Here is a 22,333-nt window from a genome sequence, read left to right on the forward strand (position 1 = left end):
CATCTAGCCTTTGAAAGCCCGCATCGATGCTCAAAAAAATCGTCATTGCCAACCGGGGGGAGATAGCGCTTCGGATACTGCGCGCCTGCCGCGAACTCGGTATCCGCACGGTGGCGGTGCATTCCCAAGCGGATCGGGAGCAAAAGCATGTCCGCTTGGCCGATGAATCGGTTTGCATCGGCCCCGCCTCTTCGGGCGAGAGCTACCTCAATATTCCGGCGGTATTGAGCGCAGCGGAAGTCAGCGATGCCGACGCCATCCATCCCGGCTACGGCTTTCTTTCGGAAAACGCCGATTTCGCTGAGCAAGTCGAGAGGAGCGGTTTCGTTTTCATCGGTCCGCGCCCCGATACCATTCGTTTGATGGGGGACAAGATCTCGGCGATCTCGGCCATGCGCGAAGCGGGGGTTCCTTGCGTTCCGGGTTCCGACGGGCCGCTCGACAGGGATCCGGACAAGGCGATCGAGGCCGCCCGCAAGATCGGCTATCCGCTGCTGATCAAGGCCACGGCCGGCGGCGGCGGACGCGGAATGCGGGTGGTGCGTAGCCAAGATTCCCTCTTGGAGTCGATCGACTTGACCCGCAGCGAGGCGAAGGCGGCCTTCGGCGAGGATACCGTCTACTTGGAGAAATACCTCGAGAACCCCCGTCATATCGAATTTCAGGTCTTGGCCGATATGCATGGCAATGCGGTGCATCTCGGCGAACGCGATTGCTCGATGCAAAGGCGACACCAAAAGGTGATCGAGGAGGCGCCCGCTCCCGGGCTCGATGCCGATGCGCGAAGGACGATGGGCGCAAGGTGTGTCGAGGCCTGCCGAGAGATCGGCTACCGAGGAGCCGGGACCTTCGAATTCCTCTACGAGAACGGCGAGTTCCATTTCATCGAGATGAATACGAGGGTGCAGGTGGAGCATCCGATCACGGAGATCATCACCGGTATCGATATCGTCAAGACCCAGCTGCTGATCGCCGCCGGCGAAGCGCTGCCCTTCGTTCAAGACGAGGTTCGCATTCGAGGGCATGCCGTGGAATGCCGCGTCAACGCCGAGCATCCGCAGAACTTTCGCCCGTCGCCCGGGCGCATCTCGCTTTTTCATGCACCCGGCGGTCCTGGCATCCGTATCGACAGTCATATCTATACCGGCTATGTGGTTCCCCCCTACTACGATTCGATGATCGGCAAGTTGATCGCCTTCGGCGATACCCGGCAGTCGGCCATCGCCAGATTGCTGACCGCCCTCGACGAGATCGTGATCGAGGGGATCGATACCAATATCGCGCTGCATAAAAGGCTCTGCTGCGATCCGGGCTTTTTGGAAGGCGGCACCAATATCCATTATTTGGAACGAAACTTGGAGCGAATGACCCAAGGGTTGCGCCAAGCGGGGCGAAGTTGAGCGAGCGTCGGTGTTCTGCGTCCAAGCCGGTATCGCATGAGCCGGATGCTCCGCCTGCGGGCGAGGGTGGGCGAGAGGGCGAGCATGAAGACGAGCCTTGGTACGAGCTGATCTTCGAGTGCGAGAGCGCCGATGCGAATGCGCTTTGTGCTTCGCTCGAGGATGCATTGTCCGAAGCCGGCGGCGAGGCCCCGGCTTCGTTGACGATCGAGGATGCCAGATCCGATCGCCCGGAATTGCCCGATGCTTCCGATCCCTTGGAGCCTTTGTCGGGGGAGATGCCGCTTTGGCCGCAAGTGAGGGTGCGTGCGCTTTATCGAGATCCGATCGACCTGCAAGCGTTGAAGGTGCGATTGCCAGGAGCCACCGGCTTGCGGCGGCGCGTGCTTTGCGATCGCGATTGGCAGGCATCGGCCTTGGAGGCGATTCATCCGATCGAGATCGGGGATCTATGGATAGGACCGGAGCGACTGGCTCCGCCATCGTCTGCGCGCACCGGGCGCAAGGTGGTTTTTCTATCCCCGGGGCTCGCCTTCGGATCGGGAAGGCATCCGACCACCCGTCTTTGTCTGGAAAGGCTGGTGGCGAATCCGCCTTGCGATCAAGACGTGCTGGACTATGGCTGCGGGTCGGGCATCCTCGCCATCGTCGCCGCTATGCTTGGAGCCAAGCGGGTGTTCGCCTTCGATATCGAGCCGCAAGCCTTGGAGGCGACGAGGCGCAATGCCCGCCTCAACCGGGTTTCGGATCGCATCCGAACGATATCGGATCCGAAAGCGATCGAGGCTCTTCCGTGCGCTTCCTTTTCCTTGATCCTCGCCAATATTCTGGCGAGGACGCTCGTGGATCTCGCACCGGGCATCGGGCGGTTGACGGCGCCCGAGGGCGAGATCGCCCTCTCGGGTATCCTCGCCGATCAAAGCGATATGGTCATCGCCGCCTACGAGAGGGATTTCGATTCGAGACTTGCGGCGACAAGCGACGGCTGGTCCTTGATCGAGGGTCGCCGCCGGCGGGGTTGATGCACCGTTTTCGTTGGGTAAAGGCGGTCATATCATTGCCTTCGAGCGGCCGTGTCGTTGGGGTTCGGATCGCTGATCGCCTTCGCCGATCGAGGTGCGACGCAGCCCCACCATCATCCAACGGCGAGCGAGCCATCGACACCGATCACATCGGGTTCGACCGGGATTTCGGCGAGCGGGGCGGTGTAACGAACCTCTTGACAGCCCATCTGAAGCATGCTATTCGTAGAGAGACATCCACACGGAGTAGGGACACCCACCAAGGAGAATCGAGTGATGAAAAAACTTGCGATGATTGTGATGCTTTTCGGATTCGTCGGATCGGTTCATGCTGACGGCACGAGCGACGAGCCGATGATGCTTGCTTACGATGATCCGGATCAAGGAACATCCCATCAAAATAACGAAGGCGGTGCGATGTTGAAGCCGGAGCCGGAATATGACATCAAACTCGACAGCGACTCGCTCTGCGACACCGATCCGTACTCCTGTTTCCATTTGGCGGATAACGATGCGACCGTGATTCGTACCGAGGAGAATCTTGAGGCAGCGCAGCAGGCGTTTCTCATCCTGATATTTCTTCCAATCGGATGCGCGCTGGGCGAAAGCTCTATGTGCTAAAAGTTATAAACAAGGGGCTCCGTGCGAGCCCCTTCGTACTTGTCCTAACTCTTCTTACCTAAGTGCGAGGACGTACCCGATTTATTCGCCTAAAATGAGCCGCCCGTGCAATACCTAGGCTAGATAATAGCAACCTTCGCAAGTGCCATCGTACCGCTTGCCACCCTCGATCCGGTCGACCGCATAACCGAGGGCTGTCCATCGAACGCATCTTGCACTGCGCGCGGCACTTCGCGACTATCTTGTTCACCGCTCGCTCGAAATTCTCTTCGCATCGGAAGTTCTGACCGATGACACCACGGGTAGACAAGTCGGGTCCTTTCCCGGCGATACGCTTATGGTGCCGGAACGATTGCGCCGGCACGACAGCCGACACTTCGGCGATCGCGGACATCCTCGACTTGCCGTTGCGATCGGCCTGTATCGAGTTCAAACTACCGGTGTGCCGAGTCTTGCACCGGGTGCCAAGGCGAGCGAACCGGCGTTCCCTATCCCCCCCCAAACAGTCCTTGGGATTTAAAGAGTCTCGATCCCGAAAACATCATCCATTTCAAGGGTGGAAAATCTCGATGAGTCAATCCGCAGATTCTTTGTCGCCGCCGGCCTCGTCGTCCGGGATGTCGAGGCGGGCGCTTGCGATCATCGTCGCCGCTTGCCTGATCTCTTTGGTGGGTTTCGGGATTCGTGCCAGTTTCGGCCTTTATCTCGAACCGATGACCGGGGACAGGCAATGGTCGCGCGAGACCTTCGCCTTGGCGATGGCCATCCAGAATCTGCTTTGGGGGTTGGGGGTTCCGGTGGCGGGGGCGATCGCGGATCGCTTCGGGCCGACGTGGGTGATCGCGATCGGCACCGTCGTCTACGCGCTCGGAATGATCGGGATGTCCATGGCGGAAAGCGGGCTTCTCATGTATTTGACCGGCGGGTTGCTGGTCGGGATCGGGGTCGCCTTCACCGCCTTCTCGCTGGCGCTGGCCGCGATCGCTCGCGCCGTGGGTCCTTCCAAGCGCTCCCTTGCCTTGGGGTTGGGTACCGCGGCGGGATCCTTCGGGCAGGTGGTCTTTTCTCCGATCAGCCAAGGGTTGATCGCGGGCTATGGCTGGGATCATGCGCTGGTCATCGTGGCCGTGATATCGCTGGTGATGATCCCGCTGGCCATCGTCTTGCCCCGCAGCGGGGGTCAGTCATCGGGGGAAGCGCATTCCGATCAAACCCTCAAAGAGGCGCTCGGCGAGGCTTTTTCCCACCGTGGCTACCTATTGCTGACCGTCGGCTTTTTCGTCTGCGGATTCCATATCGCGTTCATCGTCGTGCACTTTCCCGCATACATCGGTGATATCGGTCTTTCGCCGATGGTCGGGGCTTATGCCCTTGCGCTGGTGGGTCTTTGCAATATCGCCGGATCTTTTCTTTCGGGGGCGATCGGGCAGAAGTTCAGCAAGAAAAGTGCGCTCAGCGCGATCTACTTCGCCCGATCGTTGGTGATTCTGTTCTTGTTGATGGCTCCGGCCACCGAAACCACCATCTATGTCTTTTCGATCGCGATGGGGTTTTTATGGCTCTCCACGGTACCGCTGACGTCGGGGATCGTGGTTCAGGTTTTCGGGATCAAATACATGGCATCCCTTTTCGGCATCGTCTTTTTGAGCCATCAGCTAGGCAGTTTCGTCGGGGTCTGGATGGGCGGTTTTATCTATCAGCAGCAGGGTTCTTACGACCAGATGTGGTGGGCGGGGATATTCTTGGGGCTCTTCGCCGCCGCCGTCCATTGGCCGATCGATGAAAAGCCCTTGCCCCGATTGTCCTTGGCCCCGGATGCGCAGGCGACGGGGGTACGATAGAGGGTCTACGATAGGCACTCGGCCAAGGTTCGAACTTGTCGGTCGGCGCAAGCGCCGGGGGTGGTTTTGAAAGCCCGCCCTCGGATCGGCCTTCGCCCGGTCGTTTTTTGCGTTTTTTGAAAAAGACGCATCGGATAGATCGTTATCTGCGGACAATGGTCGTACCCCCAACAAGAACATCACACGATCGGAGGAAAGATAAGATGAACGATTCAGTCAAGTCCTCTTCGAGCATCCCCCAATGGTTGGCCGCCTTCGGCGATGCCTTGGAGCGAGGCGATACCCAGGCGGCGGCGGATCTCTTTGCGCCCGAGTGCTACTGGCGCGATCTCGTTTCCTTTACGTGGAATATCAAAACGATGGAGGGAAGGGAAGCGATCCGCAAGATGCTCGATGTCCAGTTGGGGCATGTCAAGCCCTCCGCATGGGCCATGCAAGGCGATGAGAGCCATGCCGATGGCGTCAGCGAGGGTTGGATCACCTTCGAGACCGCAAAGGCCTCGGGCAAAGGATTCATCCGTCTCAAAGACGGTCGGTGCTGGACCTTGTTGACGACCATGGTCTGCCTCAAAGGTCATGAGGAAAGGAAGGGTCAAACGCGCGAGAACGGGGTCGAGCACGGGGCCATCCGGGATCGAAAGAGTTGGCTCGATCGAAAAACGCAACGGGCCCAAACGCTGGGGTTTTCCGTCCAGCCCTATTGCGTGATCATCGGCGGGGGGCAAGGGGGGATCGCTTTGGGTGCCCGCCTCAAGCGTTTGGGGGTGCCGACGATCATCGTCGAAAAGAACGAGCGCCCCGGGGATTCATGGCGCAAACGCTATCAATCCCTTTGTCTGCACGATCCGGTCTGGTACGACCATCTGCCCTACCTTCCATTCCCCGATCACTGGCCGGTATTTTCTCCCAAGGACAAGATCGGCGATTGGCTCGAGTCCTATACGAAGATCATGGAGCTCGATTATTGGAGTTCCACCGAATGCTTGGGCGCCGAATACGATGCCGCCGGCGGGCAATGGAAGGTCAAGGTCAAGCGAGAAGGACGCGAGATCACTCTTTCGCCGAAGCAACTGGTGCTGGCGACGGGGATGTCCGGCGTGCCGAATATGCCGCAATTCCCCGGTGCCGATCGTTTCGCCGGCGAGCAGCATCACTCCAGCCGACATCCCGGCGGTCAAGGATATCAAGGCAAGCGCTGTATCGTGATCGGCTCCAATAATTCATCGCACGATATCTGCGCCGATCTATGGGAGAACGGGGCCGATGTCACCATGGTGCAGCGATCGTCCACCCATATCGCCCGTTCCGAGAGTTTGATGGAGTTGGCATTGAAGGGGCTTTACTCCGAGGATGCGGTGGAACGAGGAATCGATCACCACACCGCCGATCTGATCTTCGCCTCGCTTCCCTATCGGATCATGCATACCTTTCATGTTCCGGTTTACGAGGAGATGGCCAAGCGCGACGCCGATTTCTACCGAAGACTCGAAAAGGCGGGCTTCATGCTCGATTTCGGGGATGACAATTCCGGTTTGTTCATGAAATACCTGCGCCGCGGCTCCGGCTACTACATCGATGTCGGGGCCAGCGAGCTGATCGCCGATGGCAGCATCAAGCTCAAGAGCAAGGTCGAGATCGAGGAGATCACCGAGAACGGCGTCAGGTTCAGCGACGGCAGCGAGCTCCCGGCGGATCTGATCGTCTATGCCACGGGCTATGGTTCGATGAACGGCTGGGCGGCGCAGATCATTTCCCAAGAGGTCGCCGACAAGGTCGGTAAATGTTGGGGGTTGGGATCGGGAACCACCAAGGATCCGGGTCCGTGGGAGGGGGAGTTGAGAAATATGTGGAAGCCGACGCAGCAAGAGGCATTGTGGTTCCACGGCGGCAACTTGCACCAATCCCGGCATTATTCGCAGTTTCTTTCCTTGCAGATCAAGGCGCGAATGGAGGGGATCGACACTCCGGTTTACGGGTTGGCCGAGGTGCATCACACCCATTGATTCGTCTTGATTCGCCGATATTGCGTTCCCTCGGATCCGGCTTCGTCTTGCGCCGGATCCGAAGGGATCGATCACGCAACCTTCTCATCACCGATTCTTCGCCCCTCGATCAGGCATCGATCCTCCCTTTACCACGGAGGGTCTTTCGAAAAGATATTGCCTTGATCGGGCGAGGATCGACCGACGCGGCAGGTCCGGTCCTTTGAGCAAGCCTCTTCCTCTTTGCGTAGTCGGCGGCGGGCTTGTGGGCCTGCGCCATGCCCGGATTGCCCACTCGAGCGCCGGTATCGATCTGTGTGCGGTGGTGGAGGTCGATAGCGCCAAGCGCAAGGAGATTGCGGCTTCGGGGTTGCCGGTGGTGGCGGATATGGCCGAGGTTCCCGCTCGGGCCGAGGCGGCGGTGATCGCCGTCCCGACCTCCGATCACTTCGCTTGCGCGTCGCAGGCGATTTCCAAAGGGTGGGCGCTGTTGGTGGAAAAGCCGATCACCGGGACCTTGGGGGATGCCCATCGCCTGATCGATGCCGCCGAAAAGAAGGGCCTTCCTCTTTTCACCGGTCACCATCGCCGCTGCCATCGCTTGATCGAGCGCTTCAAAAAACGGCTTCCACGCATCGGCCACCCGATCGCCGTGCAAGGGCTGTGGTCGTTGCGCAAGCACGATGATTATTTCGATGTTACTTGGCGGATGCAATCCGGCGGCGGGCCGCTGATGATCAATCTCTCTCACGATCTGGAGATGTCGATGTACCTGTTGGGATTGATCCGAACGATCGATGCTCGCAGCGCCCGCTTTGCCAGAGGCGGATCGATGGAGGATACGGCGGCATTGATCATGGCCTTCGAAAGCGGGGTGTTGGGCAGCTATCTGCTCTCGGATGCCGGGGCATCGCCTTGGTCTTTCGAGACTGCAACCGGCGAGAACCCGAACCTTGGCTATAGCGGCGAGGATTGCATGGTCATCATCGGGGATCGAGGGTCGATCGGATTTCCCTCCGGGGTTCTATGGGAAGCGGCATCGGGCGAATCCCCGGATTGGCGCAATTCCTTGGTCAGGGATCGCGATCCGTCGGCCATGGTCGATCGGGTCGAATTCGATACGCTGGCGGAGCAGATGGCCCGATTCGTTCGATCCCTCGAAGGAGAGGAGGTCGATCTCTGCTCGGGGGAACAAGGTCGAGATGCCTTGGCCGCCACCTTGGCCTGCGTGCTTGCAACGCAGCAGGCGCGATCGATCGCCCTTGCCGAGGTGCCGCTTGCTTACGATGGCACGTACGATGGCTCGGCCTTCGAATCCTCCCCTAAGTCTTCGTAGTCCCGTATCCCCAATGGCCTTTATCCACGATGATTCATCCCGTCCTTTATAAGGGGATCCCGGGGTAGCGATCCGAGCGGGTGCCCGGGATCGGGCGATTGTCGTCGGTGTGGTAGGTGAAAACGGCCGAGATCTTGGTCTTGTCGCTGCGGTTTCTACCGGCGGCGTGAAAGAGCCGACAGTGAAAGAACAGGACATCCCCGGTGCGAAGTTCCACCAGCTGCGAGCGCTCGATCATCTCTCGATTCTCGTCGAGCTCCGGGCGCAGAAAAAGGTTCTTGTCCAGCCGTCCTCGATCCGGATGCAGACGATGGCTGCCGGGGATCACCCTAAGCGCGCCGTTATCCTCGCGCTCGGGTCCCAAGGCCAGCCACACCGATACCAGCTCGGGGGTATCGAAAGACCAGTAGCGGATATCTTGATGCCAAGCGGTTTCGCTGCTGAAACCGGGGTGTTTGGTCATGATGCAGTTATGGTGGCATTGAGACATCTCGATCTTGGGTGAGCCCATGATGCAGCGCAAGATCGTTGCCACTTCCGGCGATCTTGCCCATCGACGAAAGACCGACCCTCTCGAAAAGGCATGCAGGAGACGCCTCGGGGTGCCGCCGCCGGTGGCGCCTCGGCTTTCCGGCGATCCCGGATAGCCCACCTCGGCCTCGAATTCCGCCGGGGCCTGCAAGGGGGACAATGCATGGCAGATGGCTTGGGTCATCGGCTCGGTGATATCCTTTCCCGCCAGCCCTTGCGCGACCAGATAGCCGTCGCGCGCGAAGTGATCGAGGCTCGTCGGATCGTTAAGGGTTCGTTCATTCATCGAAAGCATCCTCGGGCATCGGCCCCCTCGTTTTCGGAACTTCGGCGAGTTTTTCGATCCGCCGCCGACTCGATTTCAATCGTTCGCAAGCATGGTATCGATATCCGCCAGCAGATCGTCGATATGGCGATGGACATCGGGCGAGGGATAGTTCTTGAGGATACGCCCGTCGGCACCGATCAACACCGACAGGCGCAAAGCCTTGGCATCGTTCTCGCTTTTCGCCGCCCCCCACGCAAGGGCGACTTTGCGATCCGAATCGCTGAGCAGATCGAAGGGGAGATCGAGCTCGGCTTTCCACCTCGCCAAATCCTCGATCGGCGAGAACGTGATGCCCAGCGGTACCGTCTTGGTGGATTGGAAGTCGCGGAATCGATCACGGAATCCTTGCGCTTCCACCGTTCAGTTGCTGCCGAAGGCTCTCGAGAAGAACCATACGATCACGAGATGCCCCGATTGATCGCCGAGCGATATGATTTGCCCGTCTTGGTTCGGCAGGGAAAAAGTCGGAGCCATCGCTCCTTCGATCATCCTCGTCATTGTCGTCGTTCCTTGGAAGTTCATGATGATGGCCGATGGCAGCTGCGGATCGAGCGTTCTCGAAAGGCATCGGCGGTATGAAACAATACCACCTTGGATCGGCTTTTTTCATAACATTTTTTCACTAAAAGGAGCGATCGAGTGCCTATCGTTTCCCCCTTGGAAGATCGCGAGATCGACCGAACCTTGATGGAGAGCCTGCAGTTTTTCAAAGGCCCGTTGGGGGTGATCCCGAACAGCGTCCGGACGATGGCCTATCGACCGAAGGTGGCGGCGGCGTTCACTATGCTCAATGCCGCGGTCATGGAATGCCACGGGCAGGTCACGCCGGAATTCAAGCGACTTTTGGGCTATGCGACCAGTTTCGTATCGGGTTGTGGCTACTGCCAAGCGCATACGATATTGGGCGCCGAGCGTTTCGGATCGAGCCCGGATCGTTTGGAATCGGTCTGGGATTTCGAGAACAGCCCTTGTTTCAGCGAGGCCGAGAAGGCCGCTCTGGCTTTCGCCCGGGCCGCCGCTTCGGTGCCCTGCGGGGTCGACGAGCCGATCATCGATGAGTTGCGGGCGCATTGGAGCGACGAGGATATCGTCGAGATCACGGCGGTGATCGCGCTCTTCGGATTTCTCAATCGCTGGAACGATTCGATGGGAACGGCGCTCGAGGATCTGCCGATCGCCGCCGGTGAAAAATACCTTGCCCGCGGTACGAGCTGGGAGGTCGGCAAGCATCGGTGAATCGGGCTCGTGCCCGATGGACGAGCTGATATCGATCGGGGAATGGAAAAAGCGCCAAAGGGGATCCGAGCGTCTTTCGGCTCTTGTTCGTTGCAGATGGCGGATCGCTTCGAAGCGGAATTCGTGCGTCCCGATATACAATAATGACCTGTCATTCATTCAAGCCCCTTCGAGGTCTTCGTTGAAAGAGTCGCATTTCTTTCAAAAGACATGAAGACCGATTTTTTTTACGGGGTCTTGTCGGTGGTTTTTCTTTTGCGCCCGTAGCTCAGCTGGATAGAGTGTTGGCCTCCGAAGCCAAAGGTCACAGGTTCGAATCCTGTCGGGCGCGCCATTTCCATGATCGAAAGCGGTACCCGGCGATCGAGGCTCCGGCGATCGGGGGTCGAAGAGCGAGCGCTCGCTCAGGATCTGTCGGCGCTGCGAATTCTCCACCGGTTTCCAAGATATCGCCTTTGATCGCGATATTCGATCGGGCGAGGGGCCGACAAATGAAAACGACCGAGAGGCTTCGGTGCGCTCCCGGTCGTTTTCATTGCCGCAGGCTTATCGGAATATCGGCGATTATTTCAGGTCGTTTTGGGCAGGCTGTCGTTGAAGGCCTTGATGCTGTCCACCAAGATATCTTTCATCTCCGAGCCGGTCTCACGCTGGATTTCCGCGATACGGCCGGCGGAGGCGACGAAGCTCTCGCTCATGGACATCGCGATATCGGTCTGCAGGGCCAAGGCCTCGCTCGGCTGCTTGACGCCGGCGAAGGAGCGGGTGGATTCCATCGCCGTCTCGGTCCACTCCATCTGCTCGCGGGCGATGCGCTCGACTCCGCGGGCGATCACACGGTTGGTGCGGATGGTCTGCTCGAGCATCGCGTTGTAAAAGCCGACCGCTTGATCGTTCTTGAAGGGATATTGGACGCCGCCCATGACAGCCGCCTCTTTCTTCTTCTCGCTCATCTCGAAATCTCCTGGGTCGATCGGTGAATGGATTGAATCGCGGGTTATGTTGCACTGCAACATAAGCGAATCATAATATCGATCGACAATCGTGTCAAGAAAAAGATCGTCCGCTCGTCAGGTCGTCAGTTCCCGATCTTGGAAGTGATCAAGCGTCCGATCAGGCGCTCGATCGGCGCATGGTCATCCGAGAGAGCGGGCAGCCGATCCATCGGGGTTCCGGTCGATTCCAGCACTTTGGTGATCCGATGCCAATCGCGCTCGAAGCCGCGCTGGGCTCGCAAGGTCAAAGGGGGTTCGAAGCGATCCGTCGCCGAGAGGATGAAGGTCTCGCGCGATATGTTCTCGGGCAGGCGTTCGATCCATACATGGACATGTTCGAAGTGAGGGCGAAGGGTATTCACAAGGCTCTTGACGAGGAGCGGATCGGGATAGGCATCGATGAGGTTGAGGAGATAAAGGCCGTCTTGGGTGAGCCGGGATTTCACCAATCTTGCATATTCGTCGGTCATCAAATGCCACGGCATCGTAACATCGTGGGCGATGTCTCCGATGATCACATCGAAGCGCTCGTCATCCATCGACTGCAGCGCGATCCGGGCGTCCGAGTGAATGATGCGCATCGATGATCGATCCAGATAAAGGGACTCGGCGGCGACCCGGGTGACCTGAGGGTCGATCTCGACGACGGTGATCTTCGCATCCGGGGTCAAGGCCGCGACCGCCCGGGGGTGGGTATAGGCGCCGCCCCCGAGAAAAAGATAGCGGGCGTCGGATGCCTTCGAACCGAGGTAGCCGAGGATCAGCTCGTCGCTCAAATGCAAGTAAGGCGATATCAGCATTCCCGGCTCGGTGGCATGACTGATGCCATGCACCAGATGGTCGAGCACCATCGCCCGAGCTTCGCCGAAGGGCACTTCGCTGTCGGCGGATTCGATGCGAATGCAGTAGTACTGACTCTCCACGTTGCAGGGATTGAGAAAGCCTTGGCGGTCATGGGTCATCCATCCGGTTCCGAAGGCGATGCCAAGCAGCAAGGCGACGAGGGTGGACGACCGGCCCCGGCGCAATAAAAAGGGAAGCGCCATGGCGAAGAGGCTGCCGGCGCATAGCAGCAAGATGGCGCGGGTTCCGATATGTTGGATCAACCAAAATCCGGCAGTGAAAGTGCCGGTGATGCTGCCCAAGGCGGAAAGGGCGTGCATCATGCCGACGGTGCGTCCCGCTCGGGTGTCGACCCTCAAGGCCAGAGCGATCAGCAAGGGGGTGATGGTTCCGAGGAGGATCGAAGGTACGAAAAACAGCCCCAAGGCCAGCCAGAACGCCCCGGCCATCAGCGAGAGATCGGCGGAAAGAACGATAGGGGCGATCCATGTCAGCATCAGCAGAATACCGATGCTCGCCACTCCGGCTGCGCCCAAGGCGAGACCGACGGCACGCTCGGAATCGGAAGGCTCATCCGACCGATCCGCCCACACCCCGCCGAGCCAGCTTCCCAACGAGAGCCCGGCTAAAATCACTCCGATGATCGAGGTCCAGGAATAAATCGATACCCCGACATAAGGAGCGATGAGACGACCGGCGGTGATCTCGAGCATCAAAAGGATCGCAGACGAGCCGAAGACCACGAGGCCATAGAGCAAGCGAGCGCCGCCGGCGCCGCCGGCCTGCGTTGCGGGATCGTTCGAGGCGGGCTCGACCTCGCTCGACGAGGGATGCGAAGAGATCTCCGATCGATCCCGATCGAGGGATGAATCCGATGCGTTTTTTGCTTCGAGGCTCATCGGTTCGGTTGCCTGCATGGGTGCATGTTCGAGGATCGCTTGGTCGTTTTTTCGATTCGGGTTCGGATTGGGATTCGGATTGTGGCACGAGGCCGCTTGCTTGATATGCCGATTTTCGCATCAAGGTAGGGTGCTTTCGTCGGTCCGTTTGTCGAAAGCCGAGCGAGATCGTATGATTGCCCAAGCCTTGATCGATGGCCGGGCATCGATCTTATCGTTAGTGAAACGGGACTTGGAGGAGGTCGCTTTCGATGGTTCGGATTTCGATCGAGAGGGTGTTTTTTCGGCTGGTGTTGGGGATGGGAATCATGGTATCGAGCAGCGGGCTTGTCCATGCCGGCGATCCCGAAGCGGGCAAGGCGAAGTCCGTTGTATGCGCCGCTTGCCACGGTATCGACGGCAATAGCGTCAATCCGCTATGGCCCAATCTGGCGGGGCAACACGCTCCTTACCTTTCCAAGCAGATGCGAGCCTTTCGCTCCGGTGAGCGCAAAGATCCGGTCATGTCGCCGATGGCCGCCCCGCTGAGCGATGAGGATATCGATGATCTCTCGGCTTTCTATGCCAGTCGGAAGCCGAAATGAAATCATCTTGCTGCCCGATCGCTTCATGCGTGTCGTATGAAAGGCAGAGTGCCGGATAGGGCAAGAATATGAAGACTTGCGGTTTTGCAAAGACCCTCGTTTTTTTCCTGCGAGCGATATCACTCTCGATATCGGTTGCAGGAATGGCGGTAGCAGGTAGCGTATTCGCCGACGAGGCGCCTTCGAAGCATGGTGCGCTGCTCGGGGCCAAGAATACGGCGATACCCGAGTGGTTCAAAGAGAGTTTTCTCGATCTCGAAGAGGATGTCGCCGAGGCCAAGGGGCAAGGGCGCCGTGTGATCCTCTATTTTCATCAAGACGGCTGCCCCTACTGCAATGCGCTGATCGAGAGGGTGTTTATGCTCGATGAAGTACAAAGAAGCATTCGGGCCGATTTCGATGTCATCGAGATCAACATCTGGGGGGATCGGGAAGTGCTCTCCCTCAACGGCAAGACATGGACGGAAAAGACATTCTCCGCCGAGCTCGATGTGCAGTTCACCCCCACGCTGATCTTTCTCGGCGAGGCCGGGGAGGTCGCATTGCGATTGAACGGTTACCTACCGGTGGATGAGTTCAATATCGCCCTTGATTTCATCAAGGAGAAAGAATACGAAAAAACCACCTTTTCGGAGTTCTCCCGCTCCAAGACGGTGAAGGCCGATGGAGCGAGCGATGCGATGATCGCCGCTCCTTTTTTCTTGCCCCCTCCTCACGATCTGACTCGAGACGAGGATGCAAGGCCGCTTGCGATTTTCTTCGAACGCCCCTCCTGCAAGCGGTGCGAGGAGTTTCATCGAGGCCCGCTGGCTCTCGATGAAACCCTAAATCTGCTGGCCGGTTTCGATGTCGTGCAGATCGACGCATGGTCCGATACCCCGATCATCACCCCCGAAGGCGAGCGTCTGCCATCGTCGAAGTGGGCCACAAGGTTGAATATCATCTATACCCCGACGATGGTGCTTTTCGATGCCAAGGGAGAGGAGATCATTCGCTCCGAGGCTTTCTTCAAATCGTTCCACGTACAATCGATGCTCGATTATGTTCTTTCGGATTCATGGGTCGACGAGCCGCGTTTCCAACGCTATATTTCCTCTCGCGCCGATTCCATCCGAGCCCGTGGTATCGATGTGGATATCTGGAGATAGGGCGCTTGCCATCGACCGAAGCGAGAAGGCGATGACGGCTAGCCGACGATCGGGCTTGCCGTCCATGGTCGGCAAGGAGGCGGTTTTATGGATTGTTTCTATAACGAGCGATGTGCATGATCGCAGAAGCGATCTCTTCGACCTGTCCGGTAATATCGATTCCCTCGTTATGATCGAACTCACTCCATAGAAATCGATAAATATCGGCAATGGCCGAATTTTGAGCGATACTGTCCTCCCAGAAATTCACCTTATGGTATTTGTCGAGAATCTCGCAGCTTGCCAAAGATATCCTGGCCGCCGCATCATTCAGTGCTTTCGGCTCGGCGGATTCCGTTTTCAACAAGGATCTCACGGTCTTGTAAAAAACGCGGGCTTGAGGATTCGAATGAATCCCGGGATGAAAATCGGCTCTTCGATCCTCCGCGATCAGGGCCAAAACGGTATCGATTCGATTTAGATATTCCTCACCGTCGAACCCCCGTCGCCGATGGAATTGATCGATGGCGTCATCGATCCTTTCCGATAGGCTTTGATATAAAGCGGGATCTTCCATCCAATATTCCTGGGCGATGATCTTGAGTAGGTGTGCCTTTTCATCGGCGTAGGAAGCGGCGCTTCTTTTTTCGCAGGGACGATAGGCATCGAAGTGCTCTTCTTTCACTTCGAGCGAGCGATGATCGCCCGATTCGATTCTGTCTAAGTATCCATCGGGATCCTCGATGGAGGAGGCATCGATACCCTCATTCAGAAGTTGGCGCATAAGGAAATCGTAGCGGGTAGCATCGATTCTTTCGGCATATCGATAGCTGATGGAATCTTTCAGATTCTCGAAAAATCTCAGATCTTCTCGATATTTTTCGATCGTTTTCGGATCGGTATCAAGGATGAATTTCTTGGTGGACAGAGCGATTTTCAATATCTTTCTGAATTCCTTCAAAACATCATGAAAAATCCGTTTGATGTCGTCATCTTTGAGCAGTCGTTCGTATTCCTCCATATCGCTCGAATCGGGAATGTTTTTGAATAACTCCAAGAGTCTCTCATATACTCGAGGAAGTGTCTTGATTTTTTCTTCTACCGGAATGAGGGTGTCTTCGACATCCGCTTGGGAAAAACCGTTCAGAGCCTCGTAATGCATAACCGTTTTATCGAGATCGCCCAGAACGTTGTCATAATCGATGATGTAGCCGAATTCCTTGGGTCTCGGATTCGTTCCCTCCTCGTCGCAAAGTCGATTGACACGGGATATGGCTTGGAGCAGAGTGTGGTCTTTGATCCTTCTACATAAATAAAGGACGGTGTTGCGCGGGGCGTTGAAGCCGGTCAAAAGCATATCGACGACGATAATAATTTCCGGATCCGAGGCGAATTTGAATTTTTCCACAACGCTACGATTATGCTCATCGGGGGATTCGGTTATCGTTTTTCGCCAATAATCGATAACGAAATCATCCGGGTCTTCATCGAGGTCACCGTAGCGATTGTATGCCCCCGGGGGCGACATCACGATATCCGATGTGACATCGCCGATTTTATTCAGGTAATAATGATACTTGATGGCGGAACGTTTTTCCGGAACGACCAGTTGGGCTTTATAGCCCGTTCCTTTCCAATTGTCGAGGAAATGCCTGCTGATATCAAGGCAACGTTGTTCGATGATCCGATCCGATTGATTGATTGTTTCGATATTGGAATACTTTCGTTTGATCTCGACTCTTTTTTCTTCGGGGATGTCTTTCGTATAAAGATCGAATTTTTCGTCGATGAGTTTTTTATTCTGAGTTATTTCCATATTACGTACTTCATGTATCAATGGTACGATGGCTCCATCCTCGATAGCCTGTTTGATGGTGTAGGAGGGTTCGATGAGCCCCCCGAAAGTGAGAAAGGTATTTTTTTCTTTCTTCTGGAGCGGGGTGCCGGAAAAACCGATATAACATGCCTGCGGGAGAATTTTACGCATTTGGGCTGCGATATTTCCATATTGAGTTCGATGGCTCTCATCGACAAGAACGAATATATCATCGGAGGTGTCGATCATCCCCTTGGGCATATCGCCAACGGCGAATTTATGGATGAGAGTGGTGATCACCGATCGTCGACTTTTGATATGACGAATCAAGTCTCGCTTCGAGGTGGCGGGCGTCCGATCGATACCGCAACTTTCCAGAGTGTTGCCCAGTTGATTGTCCAAATCCGATCGATCGGTAATCACGACGATCCGGGCATTTTTGATCCCGTCGGTCAGAGCCAGAGCCCGGGTGAGCATCACCATGGTCAATGATTTTCCCGAGCCTTGTGTATGCCAGACCACTCCACCCTTTCGGCGACCTTCGCCGTCGCGCTCGGTTTTGATTCGATGCAGCGCGCGACAAATCAGAAAATATTGATGATATCTGGCGATTTTCTTTACATGGTTTTCGAATACGATAAATCGACGCGTCAGATCCAAAAGACGATCCGGTTTGCAAAGACAGTACAGACTCGTGATTCCCGAGTCATGGTTCTCGATTCCGGCCTTTCCCGAGGAGGCCGTAACGCATTCTTGATAGTCGCCCGAAAGAAGATCGCTTTGATCCTTCGATAAAGGCATTTCCAATGCTTTGATGATATTCGACTTGCTATAATCCATTTCTCTCCATTCTTTCCAATGAGCGAAGGGGGTTCCGACGGTTGCATATTTGGCCTTGTCGGGGCTGAAAACGAGCAATAGCTGGATATAACGAAATAGATGAGGGAGATGTTTTCTATCTTGGTCCTGCAAAATCTGCGCAATTCCCTGATCGATATGATCGCCGGAGGGGACGCATTTGATGACACAAAATGGAATGCCGTTGACGAATAGGACAATATCGGGGTGAGATATATGGGAAATCAGGGTGCTGGCGATAGGGAATTCCGAGGCGATATGATAGATATTGTTTTCCGGCTCTAGCCAATCGATATATTTCAACGAGTGGTGCTGTATTTGGTTGCCGATCGTCTGCTCGACCGAGGTACCGTTGACAAGCCAGTTGTAGACCCTTTCGTTGGTCTGATTCAGTCCGTCATCGCGAATGGAGCGAAGTTTCGAAACGGCATCGATGATATTTGCATCCTTGAAAGGCACGATAAGACCGAGGTGCTCGATATGATTGATTCGCGTCAGCTGGGCTACCAAAATATCCTCCAAAAGGACATTGTGCAGGTATTCATCGCGTTGCCCGAACACGATTTCTTTCGGTAGATATTGGTAACCGCTTTTTATGAGAGTCAACAGAGCATCGAATCGCAATCTGCTGACGATCGAGGCCGCGGTGTTCATTTCAAGACAGTTGCTTGAGATGGGTGATGATCGATTCCAATCCCTTCGGAATCGAATCCTCCCTCGCAAGGCTTTTGATCGCAGGTGGTATCCTCGGGCGATTCCTCGCTCGGCCTCGGCCATTCAGGTGGAAGTTGGGAGATGGGCCATTGGCCGCTCAGGAATTTTTGGATGATCCCCTGCTTTTCCTTGCGATATAGCATCGAGATCATGTCCAATATATAAATTTCACGGGAAGCGACATCCAAGACCCTTCCGATATATTCTTGTTCGGGTAGGGATTTCACCGGTATCTCGAAATTCAGGATATCGCTATGATTGACGGACGGATAGGCGCCTCCGGTCTGTGATTGTCTCATGTGGACTTTGAACTTCTTGTGTTGAAGGCAATAGAAGGGATAGTTATTGTCGATTCTCACACGACAAAATGCGCTCGATACATAAAGATCCTCTCGGGTGATCGTGATCGCCCCTCGGGTCGGGCGCACGGTGGAAACCAGCATCGTACCGGCGGGAACATAGATGGATCCCTCGATGGGGGATTTCTTTTTCCGGTCGAGATTGTATCTCTTGCTTTTTATATTGATATCGTTGATTTCAAGATATTTTCTTTTCTCTTTGGGAGGGGGCGTTTTATTTCCGCGAGCGATTGGGCACATCTCTCCTAGAGGTATCTTGGGTTTCGAATCGAAACGTATCAGATCGGATAGAAGATATTCGAATTTCCTTTTTTTCTCATCAATCAAATTGCCGATTGTCTCGATGGATTTATTCCATATTTCCACGAATTCGACAATTCTCTTCTGCTGAGCGATATCGGGATATGACAATATCGCATTTTTCAACAGAGAAAAATGCCGGCGATAGCCCCGAATGGATATCCTTTTATTCTCGATGAGATAGTAGAAGAATTTATCGTGCAATACATGGCGAGGCTTCAATATTTTCACCCCTTCGCCCCCGACGCAAAATGGAAAATCCACATACTTCACACAGCATGTATGATCGCCGAAGACGGTAACCGGGGTATCGGAATCAAGAACATTCCCTTTCTCGTCGGAGTAGCCGGATATAAAAGGCGCCTCTTGAGATACGATGGGAAATCTCCCTTGGGAAAGATACTTCGCCTTTTGTATCCGGTTGCGCGGGGTGATGACTTTGCAGGCATCGATCAGCTTCACTTCCTGCCATCCATCGGGCAATGGCCGGGACTCGGGGTTTTTCATGAACTCCACTCGTTTCGATTGCACTAAGGGTCGATTTCGCATGGAAGGCGACGATGGGATCGATATTCGACGCTTTCTCTCTTTCAAGCGTTCCGATACGGGGGCGTGAATTTCAGCAGGAGGGGCCATTTTAATTCCCGAGTCGAATTCCAAGACTGAATCTTCTTCGGAAAAGGATTACGAAAACGAGATAGAGACCCGACTATAACAGAAAACGGTTTTTATTGCAAATGGATTACATCAAGCAATCGGGTGTTTTTGGAGGGGTCGAAAAGGCTTGCATATCGGCGAGTGCATTCTTCGAATCGGCCGACTCGGGCAGGTGCCGGGTTTTTTGGATCGGATTCGAATCCGTCGTATCGGATATTGGCTTTTTCGCTCGATCTCAGAAGCGGGATCGTCGATCAAGCGGTGGCGATATTCGAGTCTCGATGGTGATGGATGCCCCGCGCATTCGATGCTTGCTCGCGCATCGGATTCCTCGCCGGCTCCTTCGTGCTTGTCGGCAACTTCGCTCCCCGCAACGATCGATCGGGTCGACCGCAAGAGGCTTTGATGAGACATGTCCGGTGGTCGACGGTGCCGAAAAACGGCATCCCGACCCGTTCGGGGTCATCGACCGATCGCGGTGTCGATCGCATCGGCGGGCTACGGATGTGCTAGGGTATTTCAAATGACATTGCTGAAATTCGTTCCGGGTTTGAGACCGAATACTCGCTCGAGATCGAATTCGAGGATCAGACCGTCCACTGCCGCTTGACCGTGATGCAATTGGATCTCGCGCAGAATGAGCCGCACCGCATTCCGGTTATAGCCGCTACTGAGACCGATTTGCACTTCGATGAGCTCGCGGGCTCTTTTGATATCCATCAATGAACCTCCTTACCCGGGAAATTGCCGAGACGGACGCTTTCGTGATCGGCCTGGATCCTCAGCAAGGTCAAGGCGCATTCTCCGATGGTCGAGAATTCGTCGATCCCGACCCCGAATCGCTCCATATCGGAGTAGAAAAACTCCGCTCGATAACGCTCGATGCCGAGTTTGACCACGAGGAAATTGCATCCTCCCATCTGCCAGAAGATCGCCGGGCACTCGCAGGTGGGAGTCGATGCGTCGGGAGAGAATTCGACATCCGCAAGATGAATGTCGATATTCTCGTTTCGCCAACGACCCTCGATTTTTCCGCGGACGATGGCGACTTCCTCTTCGCTCATGTCGATGGTTTGCGTCGGGATCTCGATTCCGTTTTCGTCGGTGGGTCGTTGCATGGTCGTTCCCTTGCGGTATCGATGGTCGGTGGCCGAAGCGAAAGGGTCATGGTCGAAAAAGCCCCGTCCCCCTTCGGCGCCGGATCGAAGGAGGATATCGTTTCGCTTCGAGGGTATTTTAAATTATCGAAGCGATCGGGAACGGCCTCGGGATGAAATACCGCTCCCGTTTTTTTTCAAAATCATCGAAAAGGAGAATGTTGATCATGAAGAACGAGGATTCGATGGTTCGTTTGGAGTCGCCCCCGGAGTTGTCGATGCCGATCGGCGAGGCGATGTTCTCTCAGCGCGCCATTCGCCGTTTGGATAAGGATCGACCGATCGACGATGCTCGGATCAAGATCCTTCTCGATGCCGCATCCAAAGCCCCGAACGGAGGCAATGCCCAACCGGGGCGTTTTTTGGTGGTCCGAGATCGGGATCTGATCCGTCGTTTCGGAGCCCTCTATCACGAGGCGTGGTGGGCGAAACGGCGCGATGAATATGGATGGACGGATAAGAAAGACATCCCCGTCGGCTCGGTCTATACCATGCCCGCCTTGCTTGCCGATGAGATGGTGAATGCGCCGGTCGTGGTGTTGGCGTTCTCGATCGGCAATGCCGCGATGGCTCACTCGATTTTCCCCGCGGTGCAAAATCTCCTGCTGGCAGGTCGGGCATTGGGGATCGGCTCGGTATTGACGACGCTGCATCCACAGGTGATGGAACGGGTTTATGCCTTATTCGATATACCGTCCGAAATCGAATTTTATTGTTGTATTCCCCTCGGCTGGCCCCGCGGGAATTTCGGACCGACCCGAAGATTGCCGACGGCCCGCACGACCTATTGGAATCGCTGGAACGAGTCCCCGCCATGGGCGGGCTAGGATCCTCGACGCTTCTCGTCGGGATGGGTAGGGGTAAGATGGGTAGGGGATCGAGGCTTCGTTGAAAAGGCGAATCGGATGGGGATCGATAAGGGTGTTGGCAAAGAACCGAGCGATTCGCCATCGCCTACATTGCGATCATTCGGCTCATTCAACGCTCCTCAAGCGACCGCGACAACGTTCGATTGTCGGGCCGCTTGAGGATAAAACGCCCGCTCGGGGGTTGTGGTGGATGCTCAACCCTCGAGTTTTTCCCGCTTTCTCTGCTCGAGCAGTATCTGAGCCTCCCTCTTTCCCATCTTTTTGATCTTGGCCAGCTCGGCGATGCTGGCCGGGCGGGGTTTCGCCTTGCCCCCTTCCCAGTTGTAGATCGAAAGGGCGGAGACTCCGAGAAGACGACCGTACTCCCCGGCCGATAAATCGATGCTCTTGCGATGGGCTTTGAGACCGGAAGCCGAAAAACGAGAGCTGTCTTTGCGCTCCGTTCCCGCACTGGCGACTTCCGCATTCTCCGCCGATGCCTGCGACCTTCTACCGGTGCGTTGGGCAGCGGCTTTTCTGGTCGGCGCTTTGCGGCCGGCGGCGCCCATTGTTCCCGCAGCACGATCCGCAGCTTTCCTACCGCCCGTTTTTCTTCTCGTTATGGTTCTCGTTTGACGCTTCGGCGCTCCGCCGGTGACGGCGGCGGCCAAAGGCTGCAGGGCGGCAAGGGCCGCGACTTCGCGCTGTAGAGTGCTCAGCGATTTATTGATCTCGGCCATCTCTTTGCGCAACTGCGCGCTGACGGCATCGGAGATTTCCTGCTTGAGGACATTTGCCAAGTTAGCCATGGAATGATGTGCTCCCTAGGGTGTATCGGATCGGCATCGGTCTCGTCCGGCGAAGAAACGATAATGGAAC

Annotated in this window: 20 protein-coding genes and 1 tRNA gene; 11 read left to right on the forward strand and 10 right to left on the reverse strand. The window is 56.0% G+C overall.

Annotated features, from left to right (window positions below):
• Positions 1–26 precede the first annotated feature (26 nt).
• The 6 genes from accC (at position 27) to BF99_RS0102550 (ending at position 8,202) form a co-directional block, all read left to right on the forward strand.
• Complete coding sequence (gene accC / locus BF99_RS0102505) at positions 27–1,400, forward strand: acetyl-CoA carboxylase biotin carboxylase subunit (protein WP_025769631.1); 1,374 nt, start codon at positions 27–29, stop codon at positions 1,398–1,400.
• Complete coding sequence (locus BF99_RS20035) at positions 1,397–2,422, forward strand: 50S ribosomal protein L11 methyltransferase (protein ID WP_025769632.1); 1,026 nt, start codon at positions 1,397–1,399, stop codon at positions 2,420–2,422. The genes accC and BF99_RS20035 overlap by 4 nt, the downstream gene beginning before the upstream one ends.
• 276 nt (positions 2,423–2,698) lie before the next feature.
• Entirely contained in the window at positions 2,699–3,043 is a 345-nt protein-coding gene (locus BF99_RS0102525) for a hypothetical protein (protein WP_025769633.1), read from the forward strand.
• 569 nt (positions 3,044–3,612) lie between these two features.
• Entirely contained in the window at positions 3,613–4,884 is a 1,272-nt protein-coding gene (locus BF99_RS0102530; protein WP_081759078.1) for an MFS transporter, read from the forward strand.
• 203 nt (positions 4,885–5,087) lie between these two features.
• The gene (locus tag BF99_RS0102540; protein WP_025769635.1) at positions 5,088–6,887 is read left to right on the forward strand and encodes an NAD(P)/FAD-dependent oxidoreductase; all 1,800 of its coding nucleotides are present in this window, start codon (positions 5,088–5,090) and stop codon (positions 6,885–6,887) included.
• A gap of 202 nt (positions 6,888–7,089) precedes the next feature.
• Positions 7,090–8,202: a Gfo/Idh/MocA family protein gene (locus BF99_RS0102550; RefSeq protein ID WP_025769637.1), complete on the forward strand. Its 1,113-nt coding sequence runs from the start codon at positions 7,090–7,092 to the stop codon at positions 8,200–8,202.
• 46 nt (positions 8,203–8,248) lie between these two features.
• Here the strand turns inward: BF99_RS0102550 and BF99_RS0102555 are convergent, their stop codons facing one another.
• From BF99_RS0102555 to BF99_RS23900, 3 genes are all read right to left on the reverse strand, one after another.
• A complete protein-coding gene (locus tag BF99_RS0102555) occupies positions 8,249–9,019 on the reverse strand; it encodes a phytanoyl-CoA dioxygenase family protein (protein ID WP_025769638.1) in 771 nt (256 codons plus the stop codon).
• 75 nt (positions 9,020–9,094) lie between these two features.
• On the reverse strand, positions 9,095–9,418 hold the full coding sequence (locus tag BF99_RS21750; RefSeq protein ID WP_051482744.1) for a redoxin domain-containing protein: 324 nt from the start codon (positions 9,416–9,418) through the stop codon (positions 9,095–9,097).
• A 3-nt stretch (positions 9,419–9,421) separates the two neighbouring features.
• Positions 9,422–9,559: a redoxin domain-containing protein gene (locus BF99_RS23900; RefSeq protein ID WP_197019017.1), complete on the reverse strand. Its 138-nt coding sequence runs from the start codon at positions 9,557–9,559 to the stop codon at positions 9,422–9,424.
• A gap of 141 nt (positions 9,560–9,700) precedes the next feature.
• Here BF99_RS23900 and BF99_RS0102585 point away from each other — a divergent pair, with 141 nt between their 5' ends.
• On the forward strand, positions 9,701–10,297 hold the full coding sequence (locus tag BF99_RS0102585; RefSeq protein WP_025769640.1) for a carboxymuconolactone decarboxylase family protein: 597 nt from the start codon (positions 9,701–9,703) through the stop codon (positions 10,295–10,297).
• 257 nt (positions 10,298–10,554) lie between these two features.
• Positions 10,555–10,631, forward strand: a tRNA-Arg gene (locus BF99_RS0102595).
• A 235-nt stretch (positions 10,632–10,866) separates the two neighbouring features.
• Here BF99_RS0102595 and BF99_RS0102605 read toward each other — a convergent pair.
• Both BF99_RS0102605 and BF99_RS0102610 read right to left on the reverse strand, forming a co-directional pair.
• On the reverse strand, positions 10,867–11,250 hold the full coding sequence (locus BF99_RS0102605) for a phasin family protein (RefSeq protein WP_197019018.1): 384 nt from the start codon (positions 11,248–11,250) through the stop codon (positions 10,867–10,869).
• 125 nt (positions 11,251–11,375) lie between these two features.
• Positions 11,376–13,034 carry a fused MFS/spermidine synthase gene (locus BF99_RS0102610; protein ID WP_156013129.1) on the reverse strand — a complete coding sequence of 553 codons (1,659 nt, stop codon included), beginning with the start codon at positions 13,032–13,034 and terminating at the stop codon, positions 11,376–11,378.
• A gap of 251 nt (positions 13,035–13,285) precedes the next feature.
• Between BF99_RS0102610 and BF99_RS0102620 the strand changes: the two genes are divergently transcribed.
• A complete protein-coding gene (locus BF99_RS0102620; RefSeq protein ID WP_231471284.1) occupies positions 13,286–13,618 on the forward strand; it encodes a c-type cytochrome in 333 nt (110 codons plus the stop codon).
• 68 nt (positions 13,619–13,686) lie between these two features.
• A complete protein-coding gene (locus BF99_RS0102625) occupies positions 13,687–14,766 on the forward strand; it encodes a thioredoxin family protein (RefSeq protein WP_081759081.1) in 1,080 nt (359 codons plus the stop codon).
• Between the two features lie 85 nt (positions 14,767–14,851).
• Here the strand turns inward: BF99_RS0102625 and BF99_RS0102630 are convergent, their stop codons facing one another.
• The 4 genes from BF99_RS0102630 to BF99_RS21760 form a co-directional block, all read right to left on the reverse strand.
• On the reverse strand, positions 14,852–18,073 hold the full coding sequence (locus tag BF99_RS0102630; RefSeq protein WP_025769645.1) for a type I restriction endonuclease subunit R: 3,222 nt from the start codon (positions 18,071–18,073) through the stop codon (positions 14,852–14,854).
• Positions 18,070–19,299, reverse strand: coding sequence for a restriction endonuclease subunit S (locus tag BF99_RS21755; protein WP_025769646.1), 1,230 nt, complete (start codon positions 19,297–19,299; stop codon positions 18,070–18,072). Before BF99_RS21755 ends, BF99_RS0102630 begins: the two co-directional genes overlap by 4 nt.
• 669 nt (positions 19,300–19,968) lie before the next feature.
• Entirely contained in the window at positions 19,969–20,169 is a 201-nt protein-coding gene (locus BF99_RS0102655; protein ID WP_025769649.1) for a hypothetical protein, read from the reverse strand.
• A complete protein-coding gene (locus BF99_RS21760) occupies positions 20,169–20,567 on the reverse strand; it encodes a hypothetical protein (protein ID WP_025769650.1) in 399 nt (132 codons plus the stop codon). The genes BF99_RS0102655 and BF99_RS21760 overlap by 1 nt, the downstream gene beginning before the upstream one ends.
• A gap of 206 nt (positions 20,568–20,773) precedes the next feature.
• On the opposite strand from BF99_RS21760, the gene BF99_RS0102670 reads away from it, so the two are divergent.
• Positions 20,774–21,433, forward strand: a complete 660-nt coding sequence (locus BF99_RS0102670; RefSeq protein WP_197019019.1) for a nitroreductase family protein — start codon at positions 20,774–20,776, stop codon at positions 21,431–21,433.
• 236 nt (positions 21,434–21,669) lie between these two features.
• On the opposite strand, the gene BF99_RS21765 is transcribed toward BF99_RS0102670, so the two are convergent.
• A complete protein-coding gene (locus BF99_RS21765; protein ID WP_156013130.1) occupies positions 21,670–22,263 on the reverse strand; it encodes a helix-turn-helix domain-containing protein in 594 nt (197 codons plus the stop codon).
• Positions 22,264–22,333: the final 70 nt, after the last annotated feature.

The organism is Thioalkalivibrio sp. HK1, assembly GCA_000583135.1.
In the GTDB taxonomy this organism is placed as follows: Bacteria; Pseudomonadota; Gammaproteobacteria; order HK1; family HK1; genus HK1.